The organism is Janthinobacterium sp. GW821-FHT03C10 (assembly GCF_059420865.1).
The window spans coordinates 148,283-168,706 of the sequence record NZ_JBWKUN010000009.1 but is presented as its reverse complement, the minus strand read 5'-3'; the positions used below and the strand labels follow the sequence as shown (position 1 = coordinate 168,706).

Here is a 20,424-nt window from a genome sequence, read left to right as displayed (position 1 = left end):
GACTTGAGGAAAATATGACCAATTTCATCGTTAAAAAAGTAGCCGTCCTCGGCGCCGGCGTGATGGGCGCGCAGATCGCCGCCCACTGCATCAACGCGAAAGTGCCGGTCGTGCTGTTCGACCTGCCGGCAAAGGAAGGCCCGAAGAATGGCATCGTGCTGCGCGCCATCGAGAACCTGAAAAAACTGTCGCCTGCGCCGTTGGGCAACAAGGATGACGCCGCGCTGATCCAGGTAGCCAACTACGAAGACAACCTGGACCTGCTGGCCGGTTGCGACCTGATCATCGAAGCCATCGCCGAGCGCATGGACTGGAAACACGACCTGTATCAGAAGGTGGCCCCGCACATCGGCCCGAACGCGATCTTCGCCTCGAACACCTCGGGCCTGTCGATCACCAAGCTGGCCGAGGGCTTCGACGCCGACCTGAAATCGCGCTATTGCGGCGTGCACTTCTTCAACCCGCCGCGCTATATGCACCTGGTCGAAATCATCCCGACCGCGTTCACCAAGCCTGAAATCGCCGACCAGCTGGAAGGCTTCCTGACCACCACCCTGGGCAAGGGCGTGGTGCGCGCCAAGGATACGCCGAACTTCATCGCCAACCGCGTTGGCGTGTTCGGCATCCTGGCCATCGTGCATGAAGCGGAAAAATTCGGCCTGTCCGTGGACGTCGTCGATGACCTGACGGGTTCCAAGCTGGGCCGCGCCAAGTCGGGTACCTTCCGCACGGCGGACGTGGTCGGCCTGGACACCATGGGCCATGTGATCAAGACCATGCAGGACTACCTGCCGAACGATCCGTTCGCCGCCGTCTACAAGACGCCGGCCGTGCTGGCGCAGCTGGTGGAAAAAGGCGCGCTGGGCCAGAAGAGCGGCGCGGGCTTCTACAAGAAGGTCGGCAAGGAAATCCAACGCCTGGACTTCGCCACCGGTGAATACGTCGCTGGCGGCGCCAAGGCGGCCGACATCATCGCCCGCATCCTGAAAGAAAAGGATCCGGTCAAGAAGATGAAGGCGCTGCGCGAATCGACGAATCCGCAAGGCCAGTTCCTGTGGGCGATCTTCCGCGACGCCTTCCACTACATCGCCATTCACCTCGACACCGTGGCCGACAATGCGCGTGACATCGACTTCGCCATGCGCTGGGGCTTCGGCTGGAACGTGGGTCCGTTTGAAACGTGGCAGGCATCGAACTGGCTGCAAGTGGCCAACTGGGTCAAGGAAGACATCGACGCCGGCCACGCGCTGTGCAACGCGCCATTGCCTGCCTGGGTATTCGAAGGCCCGGTCGCTGAAAAAGGCGGCGTGCACACGCCGGAAGGTTCGTATTCCGCCGTGTCGAACAGCTTCGTGCCACGCTCTAACCTGTCCGTCTACGACCGCCAGCAGTTCCGCGCGCCCGTGCTGGGCAGCGGCGCCATCGACGGCAAGACCGCCGGCACCACCGTCTTCGAAGACGAATCTGTGCGCGTCTGGCATACGGGCGACGATGTGCTGATCATCTCGTTCAAGACCAAGATGCACGTGATCGGCGAAGGCGTGATCAACGGCCTGAAACTGGCATTGGCCGAAGCGGAGAAAAACTTCAAGGGCCTGGTGATCTGGCACGCCGACGCGGCCGAAGGCGGCGCCTTCTCGGCCGGCGCCGACCTGCAATCGGCCCTGCCGGCCTTCATGCAAGGCGGCGTGAAAGCCGTCGATCCGATCATCGCCGAACTGCAGAACACCTTCATGTCGCTGAAATACGCGAACGTGCCGGTGATCGCCGCGGTCGCCGGCCTGGCACTGGGCGGCGGTTGCGAGCTGGCGCTGCACGCATCGAAGCGCGTGGCCTCGATCGAGTCGTATATCGGCCTGGTGGAAGTGGGCGTGGGCCTGATTCCAGCCGGCGGCGGCTTGAAGGAAGCGGCGCAGCGCGCCTACAAGGAAGCCAAGGGCAACGACATCCTGCAATTCCTGAAGACGGGCTTCACCAACGCAGCCACCGCCAACGTGTCGAAATCGGCGCTGGAAGCGAAAAAAATGGGCTACCTGAAGGAAGACGACGTGATCGTGTTCAACGCCTACGAGCTGCTGCACGTGGCCAAGGTCGAAGCGCGCGCCATGTTCGACGCGGGCTTCCGTCCGCAACTGCCTTCGCTGATCCAGGTGACGGGCCGTTACGGCTGGGGCACCATCAAGGCGCAGCTGGTCAACATGCGCGACGGCGGCTTCATTTCGGCGCACGATTTCAAGCTGGGCGAGATGATCGCCGAGATCGTATCGGGCGGCGACGTGGACCAGGGCAGTTTCGTCAGCGAACAGTGGCTGCTGGATATGGAACGCAAGGCATTCCTGGAGCTGTTGAATCATCCGAAAACCCAGGAACGGATCATGGGCATGATGCAGACCGGTAAGCCGGTACGCAACTAAGCACAACGTCGATGACGATCCTGTCCCTTGTTTTTAAAGTACTGCTGCGCGTGAGGCCAAGCATGGTGTATGACCGTATCAAACAACAGATGATGGACACCTTGCCCTTCGTGCGGCTGCTGGGGATCAGCATCGACGAGATCGGCGCCGGCACCTCGAAGGTGTCGCTGCCGGACGATCCCAAACTGCATAATCACCTGGGCACGCAGCATGCGGGCGCCTTGTTTACCCTGGCCGAAACGGCTTCCGGCGCGGCCATGGCTGGCGGCTTCGCCGAGCTGATACTGGGCTTGCGCCCGGTGGCCAAGGAGTCGCGCATTCAGTACCAGAAGGTGGCCCGGGGCGCGACGCGCGCCGAAGGCCGGGTACCGGGCGACCTGGCTGCCTTGAAGGCGCAGCTGGCGCAGGACGGCAAGGTGGCGTTTCCCGTGGCGGTCGATATTTTCGATGCCGAAGGCACGCTGGCGGCACAGGTGACGGTGGACTGGTATCTGTCGCAGAAGCGATAGACCGCCACCCAGGACATTCGACAGAACACGAACCTCGTTCAACATCTTTGAAAGAACAAAATGAGCAAACAACTTCAAGACGCGTACATCGTCTCTGCAACCCGCACCCCGATCGGCAAGGCGCCGCGCGGCATGTTCAGAAACACCCGCCCGGACGACCTGCTGGTGCGCGTGCTGCAATCGGCCCTGGCGCAAGCGCCTGGCCTGGACCCGGCATTGATCACCGACGCCATCATCGGCTGCTCGTTCCCGGAAGCGGAGCAGGGCTTCAATATCGCGCGTAACTCGGTGCTGCTGGCCGGCTTGCCGAAAACCGTCGGTGGCGTCACCGTCAACCGCTACTGCGCCTCGGGCATCACGGCCATCGCCATGGCGGCTGACCGCATCCGCGTGGGCGAAGCCGACGTGATGATCGCCGGCGGCATCGAGTCGATGTCGATGGTGCCGATGATGGGCCACCATCCATCGATGAACTTGGACATGTTCAGCGACGAGAACATCGGCATGGCCTACGGCATGGGCCTGACGGCCGAGAAAGTGGCGCAGCAATGGAAAGTGTCGCGCGAACAGCAGGACGCGTTCTCCGTCGAATCGCACCGCCGCGCCATCGCCGCGCAGCAAGCCGGTTTCTTCAAGGCGGAAACGACACCCGTGGAAATCATCACGCGCACGCCGAACCTGGCCACCGGCCAGGTGGACGTATCGCGCCGCACCGTCGACACCGACGAAGGCGCGCGCGCCGATTCGTCGATGGAGTCGCTGGCAAAACTGAAGCCCGTGTTCGCCGCCAAGGGCAGCGTCACGGCCGCCAACAGCTCGCAGATGTCCGACGGCGCCGGCGCGCTGCTGATCGTCAGCGAAAAAATCCTGCGTGAGCATAACCTGACCCCGCTGGCGAAATTCTCCTCGTTCGCCGTGCGCGGCGTGCCGCCGGAAATCATGGGCATCGGTCCGAAATTCGCCATTCCAGCCGCCTGCGCCGCCGCCGGCATCACGCAAGACCAGCTGGACTGGATCGAGCTGAACGAAGCGTTTGCCGCACAAGCATTGGCCGTGATCGGCGACCTGGGCCTGGATCCATCGAAGGTCAACCCGATGGGCGGCGCGATCGCCCTGGGCCACCCGCTGGGCGCCACCGGCGCCATCCGCGCCGCCACCGTGATCCACGCGCTGCAGCGCACCAAGCAGAAGTACGGCATGGTGACGATGTGCGTGGGCGCCGGCATGGGTGCAGCAGGCATCTTCGAGCGCGTCTGATGACACCTGGCATAAGCTACTGCGCGTTGCGATTCGCGGCCTGCGATGCTCACTGTGCCTTCGCACAGTTGCGCGTCCCGGCCACAACTCGCTGCCGCTCGCTACGCTTCTGCCAGGCGTCGTGACGTCAGTGGTCAGATAAGATTAGTCAAAACTTGGGCGCTGGGGATACCTCGGCGCCCTTTATCTTTTTGGAGACGACATGGATATTTTGTGCAGCAAGAGCGAGGGCATCCTGACCCTGGAATTCAACCGCCTGGAACGCAAGAATGCGATCACGGGCGCCATGTACCAGACCCTGGCCGACGCGCTGGTGGCGGCCGAGACGGACGATGCAGTACGCGCCATCCTGATCTGCGGCAAGCGCGAGATTTTCACGGCCGGAAACGACCTCGACGACTTCATGAAGACGGCGCGCCCGAAGGATGGCTCGCTCGACCATGACCGTCCCGTATTCCAGTTCATGCGCGCCCTGTATGGCAGCAGCAAGCCCGTGGTGGCGGCCGTCTCCGGCCCCGCCATCGGCATCGGCACGACCTTGCTGATGCACTGCGACCTCGTGTATGCGGCCGACAACGCCGGCTTCTCGATGCCGTTCACGCAGCTGGGCCTGTGCCCGGAATTCGGTTCCAGCCTGCTGCTCACGCAACTGGCCGGCTACCCGCGCGCGGCGGAAAAGCTGATGCTGGGCGAGTCCTTCCCCGCCAGCGAAGCGCTGGAAATGGGTCTCGTGTCGAAAGTCGTGCCCCTGTATGACCTGATGACCTTCGCGCAAGGCCAGGCCGCCAAGCTGGTGGCATTGCCAGCCGCGTCGATCCGCGCCACCAAGCGCCTGATGAAGCAAAGCCGCATGGAACCGATGAAGGCGGCCATCGCCGACGAAAACAAGCTGTTCAGCGCCATGCTGGGCGGCGCGGAAGCGAAGGAAGCGTTTACGGCCTTCTTTGAAAAGAGGAAGCCGGATTTCAAGAAGTTTGCCTGAACCTGGGTATGGTCAGCGCAACAGGCGTCCTGCGGGGCGCCTGTTTTTACTTGAAAGCAGATTGATATTTCTGTTTCGCAAAATTGCATAATCCGCTAAGGTAGGTGCCGAGGCGTTCCACGCTCCCCCTTGCATGCCTGGCGCCCGCCAATGCGAACGGAGACAACATGAAACTGGTAGCGCTGATCAGCGGACTGTGCCTGGCCTTGCCCACTTGGGCGCAAGCTGCGCAAGGGACGTCGGCCCAGGTGATGGACTATCTCCGGCAACAGATGGCACTGCAGCGGATTCCTGCCCTGCAAGTGGCAGTCATCCAGCGCGGCAAGGTTGTCGAACTGGCCGCCCTGGGGACGGCCAATGTGGAACACGGCGTGCCGGCCACTAACGAGAGCGTTTTCTCGATCAATTCCTGTACCAAGGCGTTTACTGGCGTGGCTGTCATGCAGCTGGTCGAGGCGGGCAAGCTCAGGCTTGCCGACCCCATCTCGCTGTACCTGGACGACTTGCCGCCGTCCTGGCGCGCGCTGACCATACGCCAGTTGATGACGCACACTTCGGGTTTGCCCAACATTATCGACGAGCAGGAAAACCTGCTGGGTGGCGAGAATGAAGCGCTGTCCTGGAGCAAGGTCAAGATGCTGCCGTTCGAATTCGTGCCGGGAGAGCGCTACAGCTACAACCAGACTGGCTATGTTCTGGTTGGCAAGATCATCGAAAAGCTCAGCGGTGAGTCCTTCGTGCAGTTCGTGGAAAACCACCAGTTCAGGCCGGCTGGCCTGAAGCACACGCGTTTCGGCGATTCCAGCGATGTGGTCGCGCATTCCGCCGGCTCCTACACCTATTCGCGTAACGAGGGCGGCAAGTGGCTGGCGGGTACTCGGCTGGCTACCGCCTACGTCACCTTCCCCGCGTATTTCCGCCCAGCCGCCGGCATCCTCTCTACCTCGGGCGATATCGCGCAGTGGCTGCTCGCCCTGCAAGGCGGCAAGCTTCTGAAGGACAAGTCCAGCCTGCAAGCCATGTGGAACCCGTATGTGCTGAACAACGGCAAGACACAGGGGCCGAATGCGCTGTTGAACGGTTCAGCGCTGGGCTGGCCTGTGACGGTGCGCGGCGAACACCGCGCGGCTGGCCCCATCGGCGGCATGCGCTCCGCGTTCTTCGTGTATCCCGAAGACGATCTGTCGGTGGTGGTGTTAACTAATTTGCAAGGCGTCAATCCGGAACTGTTCATCGATGAAATCGCCGGCTTCTACGTGCCGGCCATGCATCCGTCGACGGGCTTTGGCCTGCCACCGGCAGTTTTGCCTTTGCGCAAGATGCTGCTGCAGCGCGGCTACGCACAAGCGCCGCAGGCGTGGGCCGAACTCCGGGCGCGCGATGCGCAAGCGCTGCCGGACGAGGATGCGCTGAACGTGTGGGGCTACAAGCTAAGCGGCCAGCAGCAGCTGCCGCAAGCCGAGGCCGTCCTGCGCCTGAATGCCAGCCTGCACCCGTCGAGCTGGAATGCCTACGACAGCCTGGCGGAAATCCTCGAGCAGGCCGGCGACAGGCAAGGTGCGATCCTCAATTACGGTAAATCGCTGGCGCTCAATGCCGACAATAGCCATGCCAGCGAACGGCTGCGCGTGCTGCAGGCGCCCTGAGGCGCGATCAGCATCCTGCGCGCATGCCCGCCAGCAGCAGGCCGACCGACGCGTGCCATTGCGTCTCGCCGGCCGGCCTGCCCGCCAGCGCATAGCCGTGCAGGAAATCGACGATGGCGTCGCGCCCGCGCAGCCGGGTTTTTTTGTCCAGCTCAAGGCCCTCCAGGGCCAGCTCGAACAGCGCCGCAAAGCGCTCGGCCACGTCGGCTTGCGTGACCAGGCCGCGCGCCATCAGGCGCACGAAATACGGCGTGGCGCTGACCAGTTCCAGGTACAGCGCGCACAGCGCGAACAGGCGGCGCTGGGGCGTTTGGCGCCGTGTAAACGGCGGCTGGCGCGGATCGAGCGCGGCAAAACGCTGCGCCATCAAGGCCAGCAATAATTCCTCTTTTCCCGCGTAATAGTGATACAGGGCCATGGCATCGACGCCCAGCCGCTGCGCCAGCGCGCGCATGGAAAACGCTTCGCCTTGCTCTTCCAGCAGGGCCAGGGCCGCCTGCAGGATGGCGGCGTTGTCCAGCGCGGGCGCGGCGCGGCGCGGACGGCCAGGGCGGCGTGCCAGATCGGGTACAGCTTGAAGTTTTTGGGATTTCATGGGCATAATTCTACACCGTAGAATTAATTGAAGGAACATCCATGCAAAAACCTTTCGTCAGCGTTTTTCTCGGCATCAGCATCGATGGCTGCATCGCGGGAGAAAACGGCGACCTGTCCTGGCTGGCCGAGCTGGCGCCCGACTCGCCCGAGGCCACCGGCTACACGGCCTTGATGGCGCAGGTCGATACGCTGCTGATCGGCCGCACCACGTATGACGCCGTGCTGGGGTTCGAGCCGTGGCCGTATGCGGGCAAGCGCGTGGTGGTATTGAGCCACCGCGATTTCGCGCCGCGCCATGGCGAGCAGCGCCGCGAAGGCAGCGTAGGGGCGGTACTGGAGGCGCTGGCCGGGGAGGGCTGCCGCCACGTGTATCTCGATGGCGGCGCCGTCATCCGCGCCGGCTTGCGCGAGGGCGTCGTCGACAGCCTGACCCTGTCCATGCTGCCCGTGGTGCTGGGCAAGGGCGTGCGCCTGTTCGAGGACGGCTTGCCGCGCAGCGGCTGGCGCCTGGACGACACGCGCCAGCTGCCCAGCGGCGTGGTGCAGCTGCGCTATCGAAAAAATTAAACCGCGCTGGCGATTTCGACGATGAAGCCTGTGTCAAAACGCTCGTTTTCCGGCGTGCCATCGGGGCGCTTGTAGCCGCAGGGGTTGCAGACGACGCGGCACGCGCCTATCCGATAGTCGAGCGAGGCGTGCATGTGGCCATGCACCCACAGATCCGCCTGCGCCACCAGCTCGTCCAGCTGCGAGGCGAAGGCGGGCGAGCCGAGGTTCGTTGCGTACTGTTCCTCCACCGACAGCATCGATGGCGCCATGTGCGTGATGACGACCGTCTTGCCATCGAACGGCTGCGCCAGCTGCCGTTCCAGCCACGAGCGGTGCTGCGCGTGCAGCTGCGCCGTGTCGCTGGCGCACAGCAGGCGCGGCGCATCGCCGCCCGTGCTGATGCGCTTGTAGTCGGGCATGTAGGCTTGCGCCGCGTTGAGCGCTTCTTCCCGGCGCTCCGCGCCGAAGAGTAAAAAATCCGTCCACAGCGTGACGCCGAGGAAGCGCACGCCATCGAGCGTCACGGCATCGCCGTCGAGCAGGCGGATATCGGCACCGTGCGCATTGGCGCTGGCGCAGGCGTCGCGCACGGCGTCCTGCATGTGTTCGAGCTGGTGGCCATAACCCTCATGATTGCCGTGCACGTACAGCACGGGCAGGGCGCCGAAGGTGCGCGCGGCCCAAGCGATGGCATGGCTGCCCGTGTCGATGTCGCCGGCCAGGATCACCACGTCGGGGCGGCTGGCGGCAAGGTTGATGGCGGGTGTGTCATCACCCCAGACTTCCAGGTGCAGGTCGGACAGGATCAGCAAACGCATGGCAAGAAGGCGGCAGGGTGCGCGGCAGTGAATGGGCCTCTATCGTAGCGCAAGTCGCTGCGCCCGTCCGCTTGACCGCGCGGGGGGAGCGACGTTACCCTGTGGCATCTATTACCGCACACTCATTACTGGAGCCGCATGCCGCCTTTCTTCCTTCCCAAGTCCCTGCTCAGCATCGTGCTGGCCGCCCTGGCGCTGCCATTTTCCGCGCATGCCGCCGCGCCCGCCATCGATCCCCTGACACAGCCGATCGCCTCGCCCTACGCGGCGCAGTGGAACCGCCCGCAGCAGCCGGCGCGCATCCACGGCGACACGTATTACGTGGGCGTGGGCGGCTTGAGCGTGGTGCTGATCGACACGCGCGAAGGCTTGATCCTCATCGATGGCGCGCTGCCGCAATCGGTGGCCGCCATCAAGGAACATATCCTCGAGCTGGGCTTTCGCCTGGAAGACATCAAGTTCATCCTGAATACGGAAGCGCATTTCGACCATTCGGGCGGCATCGCCGCGCTGGCGCGCGACAGCGGCGCGCAAGTGGTCGCCAGTCCGCTCGGTGCGCAGGCGCTGCGCGCGGGCTCGGTGCTCGCCATGGATCCGCAAGCGGGTGAAATCGATCCCATGCCGGCCGTGGAGAACGTGCGCGAAATCGCCGATGGCGAAACCCTGCAACTGGGCGAGGTGACCATCACGGCGCGCTACACGCCCGGGCATACGCCGGGCAGCACCAGCTGGACCTGGGTGTCGTGCGAGGATGCAGAGCGTCAGGACTGCCTGAACGTGGTGTTCGGCGCCAGCCTCACGCCGGTGGCGGCCGACGATTTTCATTACCTGGGCGATGAACGCCATGCGGACCTGACGCCGGCCTTCCGCCGCGTCATGCAGGACTTCGCCAGACTGCCGTGCGACATTTTGATCTCGGCCCACCCCGACCACTCCGGCGGCGACCAGAAGCTGACGCAATTGCTGGAAGGCGTCACGCCGAATCCCTTCATCGATGCGCAGGCGTGCCGCAATTACGCGGCCAAAAATGAAGTCAAGCTCGATGCCCGCATCGCGAAGGAAAAAGCGGCTGCGACAAAATAACAACGTTGGCGTCTTCGCCATGAAAAGGGATTGACGCACTGCAGCATAAGATGCAGAATCATCGTCCGCAGTTCAGATTAACCAGACAAAAGAAAGGAAACCCATGTTCGAGCAGGCTGGCAGCAAGTACGACCACTAGCCCCGTGCATGACGCTCGGGGCCATCGGCATATTGCCGATCCCGAGCCGGTGTCCTTCAAAACCCCGGTGAGGAAACTCGCCGGGGTTTTTTGTTTCATAGGGGCCCCGGCATAACGACAAGACCAAGGAAGACGTTATGCCCATCCATCAGACATTGCACGGCGCCCAGGTGCCCGTGCATATTTTTACCGACGATATCGACGCGCAGGCGCTGCGCCAGCTGCACAATATCGCCAGCCTGCCCATCGTCCATCCGCATGTGGCGGCCATGCCCGACGTGCATGCCGGCATCGGCGCCACCGTCGGCAGCGTGATTCCCACGCGCGGCGCCATCATCCCGGCCGCCGTCGGCGTCGACATCGGCTGCGGCATGAATGCAGTGCGCACGACCCTGACGGCCAGCGACCTGCCCGACAACCTGGCGCGCCTGCGCAGTGCCATCGAAGCGGAAGTACCCGTCGGCTTCGAGCAGCACGAATGGAGCCGCGTGCAAGGCTCGCGCCAGGCGCGCGCCGTGCGGCCCCTCGGCGACCGCCTGGCGCGCATCGTCGAGCGCCACCGCGGCATCGCCAAGATGCTGCGCCAGTTCGAGCGTACGTGGATCTGCCAGGCAGGCACCCTGGGCGGCGGCAATCACTTCATCGAAATCTGCCTTGACGAGGAACAGCGCGTGTGGATCATGCTGCATTCGGGTTCGCGCGGCATCGGCAACGTGATCGGCCGTTACTTTATCGCTGCCGCGCAGAAGGACATGCGGCGCCACCAGCTGCAGCTGCCGGACGCCGACCTGGCGTACTTCAGCGAAGGTTCCACGGTCTTCGACGACTACGTGGAGGCGGTGGACTGGGCGCAGGATTATGCGCTGCTCAACCGCAGTGAAATGATGCGCCGCGTGCTCGACGTGCTGGCGAAGTTTGCTCCGCCGTTCCGGCTGGAGGGCGAAGCGATCAACTGCCATCACAACTACATCGCGCGCGAAACGCATGGCAATGAGGATTTGTATGTGACGCGCAAGGGCGCCATTTCGGCGCGGCAGGGCGAGCTGGGCATCATCCCCGGCAGCATGGGGGCGCGCAGCTTCATCGTGCGCGGCAAGGGCAAGCCGGAATCGTTCTGTTCTTGTTCGCATGGGGCGGGGCGAAGCATGAGCCGCAGCGAGGCGAAGCGCCGTTTCAACCGCTTCGACCTGGCCGAGCAGACGGCCGGCATCGAGTGCCGCAAGGATGGCGGCGTGGTCGACGAGATCCCGGCCGCCTATAAAAATATCGACGCCGTCATGGCGCACCAGAGCGACCTGGTGGAAGTGGTGCATACCTTGCGCCAGGTCGTCTGCATCAAGGGCTGAAAGGAGCAACCATGAAGATCAAAGTGAAAGCCACGCCCAAGCCGCGTAATCCGTTGGCGGCGGCCGCCAGGCTGCGCGGCGGCGCCGGCGCGCACCAGTCGGAGGCCTCGCCGCGCGCGGCGCGGCGGGCCGGCAAGCACCGCCTGCAGCAATGGCTGGCGGGGCGTCTGAAGCCGGACGATTAGTTTGTGCCCAGTTCGACGATGAAGTTCGGGTTGAACTGGGGATTTTGCGGCGTGCCGCTGCGCGTCCTGTAGCCGCAGGGGTTGGCCACGACGCGGCACTGGCCGATGCGGTAGTCGCGCGAGACGTGGAGGTGGCCATGCACCCACAGGTCCGCCTGCGCGGCCAGGTCGTCCAGGCGCGAAGCGTAGGCGGGCGAGCAGCCCTCGCTGCCGTAGGCATCGTCGACCGAGCGCAGCGACGGCGCCATGTGGCTGATGACGACGGTCTCGCCATCGAAGGGCTGCGCCAGTTCGCGCGCCAGCCAGGCTTTTTGCTGCGCGTGGAACATGGCCGTGTCGGCCGCGCGCAGCTTGCGAAAGCCCATGTTGGCCAGGCGGATGCGCTTGTAGTCGTTCATGACGGCTTCCGCGTCGCGCATGGCCGCTTGCCGCGTGTCGTCGCCCAGCAGGCGGAAATCCGTCCACAGGGTGGCGCCCAGGAAGCGCACCCTGTTGCCTGCCGGGTCGGTGACGACATGGGTATCGGCGTCGAGAAAATGCACGTTCGGCGTGGCGGCGCAGGCCGCGCGCAGCTCCTGGCGCACCTTGTCGAGGTGGTGGCCATAGCCTTCGTGGTTGCCATGCACGTACAGCACGGGCAGGCCCGCAAACGCGGTGGCGGCCCAGGCGACGGCGCGTGAACCCGTATCGATGTCGCCGGCCAGAATCACGGCGTCGGGGCGGCTGAGCGCGAGGTCGCCCTGCGGCGCTTCGTCGCGCCATAACTCATGGTGCAGGTCCGACAGAATCAATAAACGCATGCGGTATCCAGACGATTCGGGAGTACGCCATCGTACCTGAAAACCGTCACTCCTCCCCCAGCGCGGCGAAGCTGTGCGCCAGGTAGTCGATCAGCGCACGCACGGCCGGCAGCAGGCCGCGCCGCGACGGGAAGACGGCGTGGATGATTTCGCGCTGCGGCCGCCATTGTCCCATCAGCGGCAGCAGGCTGCCGTTGGCCACCTGTTCGGTGATCATCATGGTCGGCAGCTGCACCACGCCCACGCCGGCCACGGCCGCGTCGCGCAGGGTCAGCATGTCGCCCGTGACGAAGCGCGGCACGTGGCGCAGCTGGGCGCGCGCGCCATCGGGGCCGTATAAATCCCACTGGTAGTGCTGTTGCGGCATGCCCAGGGCCAGGCTGGGCCAGTCGGCCAGGTCGGCTGGCGCGGTTGGCCTGGGGGCGTCGCCGAACAGCAGGGGGCTGCCCACCATGCACTGGCTGCGTTCGGCCAGCACGCGCAGCACCAGATCGCTGTCGGGCAGCGGCGGCGGGCGCACGCGGATGGCCACGTCGATGCCTTCGGCCACCAGGTCGACGCGGCGGTTGCTCGCTTCCAGCAGCAGGGTCACCTGCGGATGGTCGCGCATGAAGCCGGCCAGCATGGGCGCGACCAGGGAATGCAGCAGGGCGATGGGGCAGGACAGGCGCACCGTGCCGCGCGGCGCGGCCCGCGTCAGGTCGATCGCTTCCTGCGCCGCTTCCGCTTCCACCAGCATCGCCTTGCAATGCTCGTAAAACGTCTGCCCCACGTCGGTGACGGAAAAATGCCGCGTCGTGCGCTGCAGCAGGCGCGCGCCCAGGCGCTCTTCCAGCAGCGCGATGCGCCGGCTCAGTTTGGACTTCGGCATGCCCAGCGCGCGCCCGGCCGGCGCGAAGCCGCCATGGTCGACCACCTGCACAAAGTAATACAAATCGTTCAAATCCTGCATGCCGCCTCCTTTATCGTTCTATTTTTGGAACGCTGATGGCATATTTTACCGTCTACCGCCTTCATCGTTGCAAGCGTAACCTGTCTCCATCGTAATGCAAACCCGAACAGGAGATCGAGATGAACACAGTCACAGGTATCTACAGCGCACCGCGCCAGCACTGGGTCGGCGATGGTTTTCCCGTGCGCTCGATGTTTTCGTACAGCGGCCATGGCAGGCAGCTGAGCCCATTCCTGCTGCTCGACTATGCCGGCCCCGCCGAATTTGCGCCCGGCACGCGTCCGCCCGGCGTCGGTTCGCACCCGCACCGCGGCTTCGAGACGGTGACCATCGTCTACAAGGGCGAAGTGGCGCACCGCGATTCGACGGGCCAGGGCGGCGTGATCGGTCCCGGCGACGTGCAGTGGATGACGGCCGGCGCCGGCATCCTGCATGAAGAGTTTCACTCGCCTGCCTTCACGCAGTCGGGCGGCACGCTGGAAATGGTGCAGCTGTGGGTGAACCTGCCGGCGAAAAACAAGATGACGGCGCCCGGCTACCAGGCCATCACCAGCGACACGATTCCCACGGTGGCGCTGCCCGACGGCGCAGGTTCCGTGCGCGTGATCGCCGGCGACTTCGCCGGCCAGCATGGCCCGGCCCGCACGTTCTCGCCAATGCGGGTGTGGGATGTGCGCCTGGCCCAGGGCAAGCTGACGGCGCTGCCGGTGCACGCCGGCTGGAGCACGGCGCTGATCGTTTTGCATGGCACGGTGCTGGTGAATGGCGAGAGCGTGGTGCGCGAAGCGCAGATGGCGCTGTTCGGGCGCGACGGCGACAGCATCACCGTCGAGGCGAACAGCGACGCCGTGGTGCTGCTGCTGAGCGGCGAGCCGATCGATGAGCCCATCGTCGGCCATGGTCCCTTCGTCATGAACACCGAAGCGGAAATCGCGCAGGCGTTCGAGGATTTCAACAGCGGCCGCTTCGCCCGTATCGCGACGTAGTTTGTGTCATTAATTTGTGCAGTACCCGTGTCGCATCCCGCGGCACGGCTTTTCAGGAGACCACCATGAGCACCCCCGCCAATTTCCAAGGTTTGCCACCGATGATCGATCCCGACGACGCCGTCATGCTGCTGATCGACCACCAGAGCGGCTTGTTCCAGCTGGTGCGCGACATCGAGCAGCACGTGCTGCGCGGCCACGTGACGGCGCTGGCCAAGCTGTCGCGCCTGGCCAACATGCCGACGTTCACCACCGCTTCCGTGCCCGACGGCCCGAACGGCCCCTTGATCCCGGAGATCCACCATTTCAACCCGGACGCCGTCTACATCCCGCGCACGGGCCAGATCAACGCCTGGGACAATCCGGCCTGGGTCGAGGCCATCGAAAAGACGGGCCGCAAGACCCTGCTGATCGCCGGCACGCTCACCAGCGTGTGCATGGCTTTCCCCACCATCAGCGCGCTGGCGGCCGGCTACAAGGTGTTCGCCATCATCGATGCCTCCGGCAACTGGTCGAAGATGGCCACCGACATCACCATGGCGCGCGTCGCGCAGGCCGGCGCCGTGCCGATCGACACGTATGCCGTGCTGGCTGAAGTGATGAGCACCTGGAACCGCGCCGACGCGATGGATTTCGCCGCCATCATGACGGACCACATCGTGCCGCCCTACCGCGCCCTGATCGAAAGCTATGACAAGGCGCAGGGCGTGCAAAAGAATGGCCGCGAGACGAAGCTGGAAATCCTGGAAGCGGCCAGCAAGGGCTGAGCGCCTTACGGCGCGTCGTAGCGGGCGCGTATCGCCGCCAGCACGCCGCGCTGTTCCAGGCGCGTGATGGCGGCGTTCAGGCGCGCCAGGTCGGCCGTGCTGGTGCTGTGCGCATTGAGCATCAGGTGCACGGGCGCGCGCAGGGCGAGGAAGGGCAGGGCGGTCAGGGCGACGCCCTGCAGGCGCGCTTCGTGGCGCACGGCCAGCACGTCGCCCAGCAGCAGGTCGGCGCGGCCCGCGTCGAGCATGCGCAACCCCTGCTGGAAGCTGCCGAAGGTATTCAGGCGGCCGTCTTTTTCCATTGCCGGACGGGCCGCCGCGTAGTCTGCCCCATACCAGCCCACCTTGGGCGCCAGCAGGGTGGCCTTGCCGCGCGCCAGCTGGCCGAAGCTGCCGACATGGCGCTGCGCGGCGGGTGTGCCGGCCTTGCCGAAGACGCCGACGGCTTCATCGCGGTACGAGAGGGAGAAGCGGGCATAGGACTGGCGTTCCGGCGTTTCGGACGCGGCGGGCATCAGGTCCAGTCCCCCTTTCTGGAACAGCAGCTGGCGCCGCGCCGTGGGCAGTTCCGGCACGGTCAGCAAGGTGCAGCGCGCTTCCTTGAAGATGGCGCGCAGCAATTCCAGGTCCAGCCCCGTATAGTTGCCTTGGGCGTCGCGATACAGGTATGGCGGCCATTGCTCGAGCGCCATCGTCATGCGGCAGGCCAGGGCGGGCAGGACGCTGCCGAGCAGCGTGGCCGCAAGCAGCACGTGGCGCAAGCGCATGGAACATCTCCGCAGTGGTTCTAGGGGTAGTGTTTGCCAATTTGCCAGAATGGCCACGAAAGTCAAGCAGTGCATGGCCGGTTGCGGATATCAAATGGGCTATAGTGGCGGCCTGCCTTCATTCAAAGGAAATCCGCTTGACTCCCCCGCTCGAGATCGCCGCCAATGTCTTGATGACCGCTTCCATCATCCTGGCCGGACGCAACAATATCCATTCCTGGTGGATCGGCATCGTCGGCTGCGTGCTGTTCGCCGTGCTGTTTTTCCAGGTTAATCTGTACGCCGACGTGATGCTGCAGCTGTTTTTCATCGTCACCTGCGTCATCGGCTGGCTGCAATGGCGGCGCGGCGCGGGCGGCAAGCCGTTGCCGATCACGCGCACGGGCTGGCGCAGCCTGGCCTGGGTGGTACCGGCCGGCATCGCCTCCGTGGCGATCTACGGCATGCTGCTGCACCGCTTTACGAATGCCTACGCGCCCTTCATCGATTCGGCGGTGTTGGTATTTAGCATCATCGCGCAATTTCTGCTGATGAGCCGGCGCATCGAGACCTGGGCTTTCTGGCTACTCGTCAATACCGTGGCCGTGCCCCTCTACTACAGCCGCGGCCTGCACCTGACCGCCGTGCTGTATGCGGCGTACTGGGTCAATGCCGTCATTTCCTGGTACTGGTGGGGCGTGCAGGCGCGCCGCGCGGCGGCCGCGCCGCAGGCGATGGCCGACGCTTGATATTGCCAAAGACCAAGTCCTTAGATTCAAATCGTATATACAATCAATTTTTAATTCGTTCACGCCATAAAGACGCCGGGATATAGTGGCCTTTCCCCGCTTACCGGTGTCTTTTATGTTGCGTTTTAGTCTTTCTTCCTGTTTTTATGCCGCCCGGCACCAGCTGACCATGCAATGCATGGCGCAGTGGATGCCGGTGCGTGCCCGTCCACGCATCCTGTAACTCCTTCACGCCCCCGTCGTCGTTTTGCCCGCAGGCCCACCCGGCCCGCGTGCCCCTGCTCGGCCTTTTTTATCTGGAAAAGGCTGCAATCCCAATAAGAGGAAACCATGTTCAAACCACTCGCCATCAGTCTTGCCATCGCCGCCGCCTTTCCTGCCTTCGCCCATGCGGAGGAGGAAATGCTGCGCGTTAACGTCACCGGATCGAATATCCGCGTCAGCGAAAAGGAGGGCGCCAGCGCCGTGCAAGTCATCACGGCCAAGGAATTGAAAGCCGGCGGCAAGACCAGCGTGTCGGATGTGCTGCGCGCCATCTCCGCCAACAGCGGCAACAGCTACAACGAACAATACACGGGCAGTTTCTCGGCCGGCACCTCGGGCCTGTCGTTGCGCGGCATCGGCCAGAAAAATACCTTGATCCTGGTCAATGGCAAGCGCGTGGCCAGCTATGCGACGGCGCAAAACCTGCAGGAAACCTTTGTCGACCTGAACAGCCTGCCGATGGCGGCCGTGCAGCGCATCGAGGTGCTCAAGGACGGCGCCTCGTCCGTCTATGGTTCCGACGCCGTGGCCGGCGTGGTCAACATCATCCTGTACAAGGAATTCACGGGCACGGACATCACGGCGCAGTGGGGCGGCTCGACCGAAGGCACGGGCCAGCATGAAAAGAGCGCGGCGCTGCAGACGGGTTTCGGCAAGCTCGAGGAAGATGGCTACAGCCTGGTCTTCTCGGTCGATGCGCAGCAGCGCGACAAGCTGCAGCAAAGCGACGTGGCGTGGATGCGCGATGCGGACTTCCGCAACCAGCAGCGTGGCAGCCTGGGCTGGGCCATCACCAACTATGCGGGCACGGACCCGACGAAGACCTTGGGCGGCGTGCGCGGACCATTGCAGCTGGTTAATTATGGCGACATCACGCCCGGCAAGACGGGACAAGTGCTGGCGTATAACCCGTCGCCATATAAAACCCTGATTCCCGGCATCCAGCGCGTGCACACGGCCGCGCGCGCCACCTTTAAATTGAACGCGGACACGGAAGCGTATGTCGACCTGCTGCACAGTTACTCGCGCGCCGACCAGACCTTCAGTGCGCCATTGACGGTGAACAATGCCACGCGCGTGTGGAACAACGCTACCCAGGCGCTCGACACGATTCCCGTCGTGCTGCCTGTCGGCCATCCGAACAATCCGGGCGCCACGCCCCTGCCGTTCACGGCCACCCTGTTCGACCTGGGGCCGCGCCTGAAGCAGGATAAAGTGACGTTCTACCGCGCGCTGGCGGGCGTCAAGGGCACCTTGGCGGGCTGGGACTGGGATGCGGCCGTAGGCCACTCGAGCAGCAAGCTGGAAGAAACCGTGCAGAATTTCGTCAACCGCTACGCATTCCAGGAGGTGCTGGCCGACGGCAGCTATAACTTCTTTGACCAGTCGCAAAACAGCGAAGCGGTACGCAACCGCCTGCGCCTGTCGACCCTGCGTCCGGCCGAGTCGACGCTCGACACCGTCGATTTCTCGGCCGCGAAAGACCTGTGGCAGCTGCCGGCCGGTCCGCTGGGCTTTGCCGCCGGCGCGCAATGGCGCCGCGAAAAGATGGATTCGCAAACCTCGACGGCCGTGCTGTCCGGCACCGAGCTGCGCCCGGCGATCAACATCATCAACGGCTCGCGCAGCGTGTCGGCCCTGTTTGCCGAATTTAACGTTCCGGTGGTGAAAGACCTGTCCGTCAACCTGGCGGGCCGCGCCGACCATTACAGCGATTTCGGCAATGCGTTTTCGCCGAAAGCCAGCGCCCGCTATCAGGCGGCGCCGTGGCTGCTGGTGCGCGGCACCGTGTCGCGCGGCTTCCGCGCGCCATCCTTGCCGGAAATCACGCAAAGCACGGCTGTCAGCTATGTCAGCGTGCTCGATCCGAAGGACCCCGTCACACCCACGCAGACGCGCGGCGTGACGGCCATCACCATCGCCAACCCGGCGCTGCGTCCGGAACGCTCGAACAACCTGAACCTGGGCGTGGTGGTCTCGCCCACCAGCAGTTCGAGCATCGGCCTCGATTACTACCGCATCAGGCAGGATGGCGTGATCGGCACGGAGAGTGCCACCACCACGCTCGCCAACGAAGCGTCGGCGCCGCAGAAGATCACGCGCGACGCCGATGGCCGCATCACGACCCTGTACCGCCAGTACCGCAACCAGGGTCAGCGCGAAGTGTCCGGCATCGACCTGGACCTGCGCCAGCGCTTCGTCGGCAAGGACTGGGGCAAGCTGACCCTGGCCGGCCAGCTGAGCCGCGTGCTGCGCTTTGCCGAACCGCTGTCGGACGGCGCGCCGCTCACCGATGGCGCCGGCACCAATTATTTCGGCTCCATCCCGAAATGGCGCGGCGTCACCTCGGCCACCTGGGAACAGGGAAAATGGTCGTCCACGCTCACCTGGAACTACGTGGGCAGCTATGCGCAAAATACGCATCTCGATGAATCGGTGGCCGCCTTCAGCACGTTCGACGTGACCACCAGCTGGCAAGTCACGCCGGCGGCGAACGTCACCTTCATCGTGCAGAATCTGGCCAACAAGCGCGCGCCGTGGGATTACTCGGCCTCGGGCTTCGACTATACGCAAGCCGATCCGCGCGGCCGCTTTGCCTCGCTCAAGCTCAACTACAAGTTCTAACCGCCCGCCGCCTGCCGCTGTCCCGTCTGCTCATGCAGGCGCTGGCGGTAGGCGCTGGGCGTGACGCCCATGCGTTCGCGGAAGGCGGTGGCGAAATTGCCGGCGTTGTGAAAGCCGATCAGCAGGGCGATATCCTGCACGTCGATGTCCGTTTGCTGCAGCAGTTCCACGCCGCGGGCGATGCGCGCTTCGCGGATGAAGGCGAAGACCGTCATGCCCGTCTGCTCGCGGAACATCAGGGTGAGCTTTTCGCGGTAGGTTCCCACGCTGCGGGCGATTTCGGACAGGTTGGGCAGGCTGCCCAGATTGTCGAGGATGAGTTGTTTGACGGCATTGACGAATACCAGGTCCGGATGCTGCTGCCGGTCGCCGATCGGGGTCGCCGCCGGTAAGGTACTGTTGCTTTTACGCATCAATCCCAGGTGGATATGGATGCGTGCGGCCAGTTCTTCCGGCTGGAACGGCTTCGAAATGTAATCGACGCCGCCCACCTGCAAGCCCATGACGCGCTCCTTGGCGGCGTCGGCGCCGCTGAGAAAGATCACGGGAATCTGTTCCGTCTCGGGATTGGCCTTGAGCAAACGGCACGCCGTGTAGCCATCCATCTCGGGCATGCGCACGTCAAGCAGGATCAGGTCGGGATGCGTGGCCAATGCCAGCTGGTAGCCCTGGTAGCCATTGAAGGCGATGCTGAAGCGGTAGGGCTGCTCGCTGAGCAGCTCCATCAGCATGCGCTGCTCGAACGCGGAATCGTCCACGATCAAGATGTTCTTTTTGATGGTTTCGCTGGTCAATGGCATGGCATGGATGACTTAACCAAATAGCAAGTTGTGGCTTATTATGCCTCGCTTTTTCTTTTTTTTCTGCTTTTCGCGTATTTCAAAAGATGTTTCTCCGCGAGAAGAAGCGCGGATTTCCCAGATCGCCAATAATTCGCTCATGCATTGATTTTAAGCAATGTCGATTGCCAAAAAATCTGTTTTGCCAATGCCGCAAAAAATGCCGGAGTC

Annotated in this window: 19 protein-coding genes; 13 read left to right on the top strand and 6 right to left on the bottom strand. The window is 64.0% G+C overall.

The window, feature by feature from the left end; translation table 11 throughout:
* Positions 1 to 14 precede the first annotated feature (14 nt).
* From AC07VH_RS25755 to AC07VH_RS25735, 5 genes are all read left to right on the top strand, one after another.
* On the top strand, positions 15 to 2,414 hold the full coding sequence (locus AC07VH_RS25755; RefSeq protein WP_494788790.1) for a 3-hydroxyacyl-CoA dehydrogenase/enoyl-CoA hydratase family protein: 2,400 nt from the start codon (positions 15 to 17) through the stop codon (positions 2,412 to 2,414).
* 62 nt (positions 2,415 to 2,476) lie between these two features.
* Positions 2,477 to 2,923, top strand: coding sequence for a PaaI family thioesterase (locus AC07VH_RS25750; RefSeq protein WP_092802187.1), 447 nt, complete (start codon positions 2,477 to 2,479; stop codon positions 2,921 to 2,923).
* Positions 2,924 to 2,983: 60 nt separating this feature from the next.
* Entirely contained in the window at positions 2,984 to 4,180 is a 1,197-nt protein-coding gene (locus AC07VH_RS25745) for an acetyl-CoA C-acyltransferase (protein WP_099378511.1), read from the top strand.
* 202 nt (positions 4,181 to 4,382) lie between these two features.
* Entirely contained in the window at positions 4,383 to 5,162 is a 780-nt protein-coding gene (locus tag AC07VH_RS25740; protein WP_494788791.1) for an enoyl-CoA hydratase, read from the top strand.
* Between the two features lie 167 nt (positions 5,163 to 5,329).
* Entirely contained in the window at positions 5,330 to 6,808 is a 1,479-nt protein-coding gene (locus tag AC07VH_RS25735; RefSeq protein WP_494788792.1) for a serine hydrolase domain-containing protein, read from the top strand.
* A gap of 7 nt (positions 6,809 to 6,815) precedes the next feature.
* Here the strand turns inward: AC07VH_RS25735 and AC07VH_RS25730 are convergent, their stop codons facing one another.
* Positions 6,816 to 7,403, bottom strand: coding sequence for a TetR/AcrR family transcriptional regulator (locus AC07VH_RS25730; protein WP_494788793.1), 588 nt, complete (start codon positions 7,401 to 7,403; stop codon positions 6,816 to 6,818).
* Positions 7,404 to 7,444: 41 nt separating this feature from the next.
* Here AC07VH_RS25730 and AC07VH_RS25725 point away from each other — a divergent pair, with 41 nt between their 5' ends.
* The gene (locus AC07VH_RS25725; RefSeq protein WP_494788794.1) at positions 7,445 to 7,972 is read left to right on the top strand and encodes a dihydrofolate reductase family protein; all 528 of its coding nucleotides are present in this window, start codon (positions 7,445 to 7,447) and stop codon (positions 7,970 to 7,972) included.
* Here AC07VH_RS25725 and AC07VH_RS25720 read toward each other — a convergent pair.
* Positions 7,969 to 8,772, bottom strand: coding sequence for a metallophosphoesterase family protein (locus AC07VH_RS25720; protein WP_494788796.1), 804 nt, complete (start codon positions 8,770 to 8,772; stop codon positions 7,969 to 7,971). The two genes, AC07VH_RS25725 and AC07VH_RS25720, sit on opposite strands and share 4 nt — an antisense overlap.
* 138 nt (positions 8,773 to 8,910) lie before the next feature.
* Between AC07VH_RS25720 and bla the strand changes: the two genes are divergently transcribed.
* The 3 genes from bla to AC07VH_RS25705 all read left to right on the top strand — a co-directional run bounded on the left by bla (position 8,911) and on the right by AC07VH_RS25705 (position 11,525).
* Positions 8,911 to 9,855: a subclass B3 metallo-beta-lactamase gene (gene bla / locus AC07VH_RS25715; RefSeq protein ID WP_494788797.1), complete on the top strand. Its 945-nt coding sequence runs from the start codon at positions 8,911 to 8,913 to the stop codon at positions 9,853 to 9,855.
* A gap of 276 nt (positions 9,856 to 10,131) precedes the next feature.
* On the top strand, positions 10,132 to 11,340 hold the full coding sequence (locus AC07VH_RS25710; RefSeq protein ID WP_494788798.1) for an RtcB family protein: 1,209 nt from the start codon (positions 10,132 to 10,134) through the stop codon (positions 11,338 to 11,340).
* 11 nt (positions 11,341 to 11,351) lie between these two features.
* Entirely contained in the window at positions 11,352 to 11,525 is a 174-nt protein-coding gene (locus tag AC07VH_RS25705) for a hypothetical protein (protein ID WP_475417143.1), read from the top strand.
* Here the strand turns inward: AC07VH_RS25705 and AC07VH_RS25700 are convergent.
* Positions 11,522 to 12,325 carry a metallophosphoesterase gene (locus AC07VH_RS25700; protein ID WP_494788799.1) on the bottom strand — a complete coding sequence of 268 codons (804 nt, stop codon included), beginning with the start codon at positions 12,323 to 12,325 and terminating at the stop codon, positions 11,522 to 11,524. The genes AC07VH_RS25705 and AC07VH_RS25700 overlap by 4 nt on opposite strands.
* A 46-nt stretch (positions 12,326 to 12,371) precedes the next feature.
* On the bottom strand, positions 12,372 to 13,277 hold the full coding sequence (locus AC07VH_RS25695; RefSeq protein WP_494788800.1) for a LysR family transcriptional regulator: 906 nt from the start codon (positions 13,275 to 13,277) through the stop codon (positions 12,372 to 12,374).
* Between the two features lie 119 nt (positions 13,278 to 13,396).
* Here AC07VH_RS25695 and AC07VH_RS25690 point away from each other — a divergent pair, with 119 nt between their 5' ends.
* Both AC07VH_RS25690 and AC07VH_RS25685 read left to right on the top strand, forming a co-directional pair.
* Entirely contained in the window at positions 13,397 to 14,263 is an 867-nt protein-coding gene (locus AC07VH_RS25690) for a pirin family protein (protein ID WP_494788801.1), read from the top strand.
* Positions 14,264 to 14,328: 65 nt separating this feature from the next.
* Positions 14,329 to 15,030, top strand: coding sequence for an isochorismatase family protein (locus tag AC07VH_RS25685; RefSeq protein ID WP_494788802.1), 702 nt, complete (start codon positions 14,329 to 14,331; stop codon positions 15,028 to 15,030).
* Between the two features lie 5 nt (positions 15,031 to 15,035).
* Here the strand turns inward: AC07VH_RS25685 and AC07VH_RS25680 are convergent, their stop codons facing one another.
* Positions 15,036 to 15,797, bottom strand: a complete 762-nt coding sequence (locus tag AC07VH_RS25680) for a substrate-binding periplasmic protein (protein WP_475417148.1) — start codon at positions 15,795 to 15,797, stop codon at positions 15,036 to 15,038.
* A 137-nt stretch (positions 15,798 to 15,934) separates the two neighbouring features.
* Here AC07VH_RS25680 and pnuC point away from each other — a divergent pair, with 137 nt between their 5' ends.
* Complete coding sequence (pnuC, locus tag AC07VH_RS25675; protein WP_475417149.1) at positions 15,935 to 16,525, top strand: nicotinamide riboside transporter PnuC; 591 nt, start codon at positions 15,935 to 15,937, stop codon at positions 16,523 to 16,525.
* Positions 16,526 to 16,855: 330 nt separating this feature from the next.
* A complete protein-coding gene (locus AC07VH_RS25670; protein WP_475417150.1) occupies positions 16,856 to 19,414 on the top strand; it encodes a TonB-dependent receptor in 2,559 nt (852 codons plus the stop codon).
* Here the strand turns inward: AC07VH_RS25670 and AC07VH_RS25665 are convergent.
* Positions 19,411 to 20,214, bottom strand: a complete 804-nt coding sequence (locus AC07VH_RS25665) for a response regulator transcription factor (protein WP_494788804.1) — start codon at positions 20,212 to 20,214, stop codon at positions 19,411 to 19,413. The two genes, AC07VH_RS25670 and AC07VH_RS25665, sit on opposite strands and share 4 nt — an antisense overlap.
* Between the last annotated feature and the right edge of the window lie 210 nt (positions 20,215 to 20,424).

Excerpts from the sequence above, each read along its gene's own strand:
- AC07VH_RS25755 (WP_494788790.1), top strand. The coding sequence starts at position 15 with ATGACCAATTTCATCGTTAAAAAAGTAGCCGTCCTCGGCGCCGGCGTG.
- AC07VH_RS25750 (WP_092802187.1), top strand. The coding sequence starts at position 2,477 with ATGGTGTATGACCGTATCAAACAACAGATGATGGACACCTTGCCCTTC.
- AC07VH_RS25745 (WP_099378511.1), top strand. The coding sequence starts at position 2,984 with ATGAGCAAACAACTTCAAGACGCGTACATCGTCTCTGCAACCCGCACC.
- AC07VH_RS25740 (WP_494788791.1), top strand. The coding sequence starts at position 4,383 with ATGGATATTTTGTGCAGCAAGAGCGAGGGCATCCTGACCCTGGAATTC.
- AC07VH_RS25735 (WP_494788792.1), top strand. The coding sequence starts at position 5,330 with ATGAAACTGGTAGCGCTGATCAGCGGACTGTGCCTGGCCTTGCCCACT.
- AC07VH_RS25730 (WP_494788793.1), bottom strand. The coding sequence starts at position 7,403 with ATGAAATCCCAAAAACTTCAAGCTGTACCCGATCTGGCACGCCGCCCT.
- AC07VH_RS25725 (WP_494788794.1), top strand. The coding sequence starts at position 7,445 with ATGCAAAAACCTTTCGTCAGCGTTTTTCTCGGCATCAGCATCGATGGC.
- AC07VH_RS25720 (WP_494788796.1), bottom strand. The coding sequence starts at position 8,772 with ATGCGTTTGCTGATCCTGTCCGACCTGCACCTGGAAGTCTGGGGTGAT.
- bla (WP_494788797.1), top strand. The coding sequence starts at position 8,911 with ATGCCGCCTTTCTTCCTTCCCAAGTCCCTGCTCAGCATCGTGCTGGCC.
- AC07VH_RS25710 (WP_494788798.1), top strand. The coding sequence starts at position 10,132 with ATGCCCATCCATCAGACATTGCACGGCGCCCAGGTGCCCGTGCATATT.
- AC07VH_RS25705 (WP_475417143.1), top strand. The coding sequence starts at position 11,352 with ATGAAGATCAAAGTGAAAGCCACGCCCAAGCCGCGTAATCCGTTGGCG.
- AC07VH_RS25700 (WP_494788799.1), bottom strand. The coding sequence starts at position 12,325 with ATGCGTTTATTGATTCTGTCGGACCTGCACCATGAGTTATGGCGCGAC.
- AC07VH_RS25695 (WP_494788800.1), bottom strand. The coding sequence starts at position 13,277 with ATGCAGGATTTGAACGATTTGTATTACTTTGTGCAGGTGGTCGACCAT.
- AC07VH_RS25690 (WP_494788801.1), top strand. The coding sequence starts at position 13,397 with ATGAACACAGTCACAGGTATCTACAGCGCACCGCGCCAGCACTGGGTC.
- AC07VH_RS25685 (WP_494788802.1), top strand. The coding sequence starts at position 14,329 with ATGAGCACCCCCGCCAATTTCCAAGGTTTGCCACCGATGATCGATCCC.
- AC07VH_RS25680 (WP_475417148.1), bottom strand. The coding sequence starts at position 15,797 with ATGCGCTTGCGCCACGTGCTGCTTGCGGCCACGCTGCTCGGCAGCGTC.
- AC07VH_RS25670 (WP_475417150.1), top strand. The coding sequence starts at position 16,856 with ATGTTCAAACCACTCGCCATCAGTCTTGCCATCGCCGCCGCCTTTCCT.
- AC07VH_RS25665 (WP_494788804.1), bottom strand. The coding sequence starts at position 20,214 with ATGCCATTGACCAGCGAAACCATCAAAAAGAACATCTTGATCGTGGAC.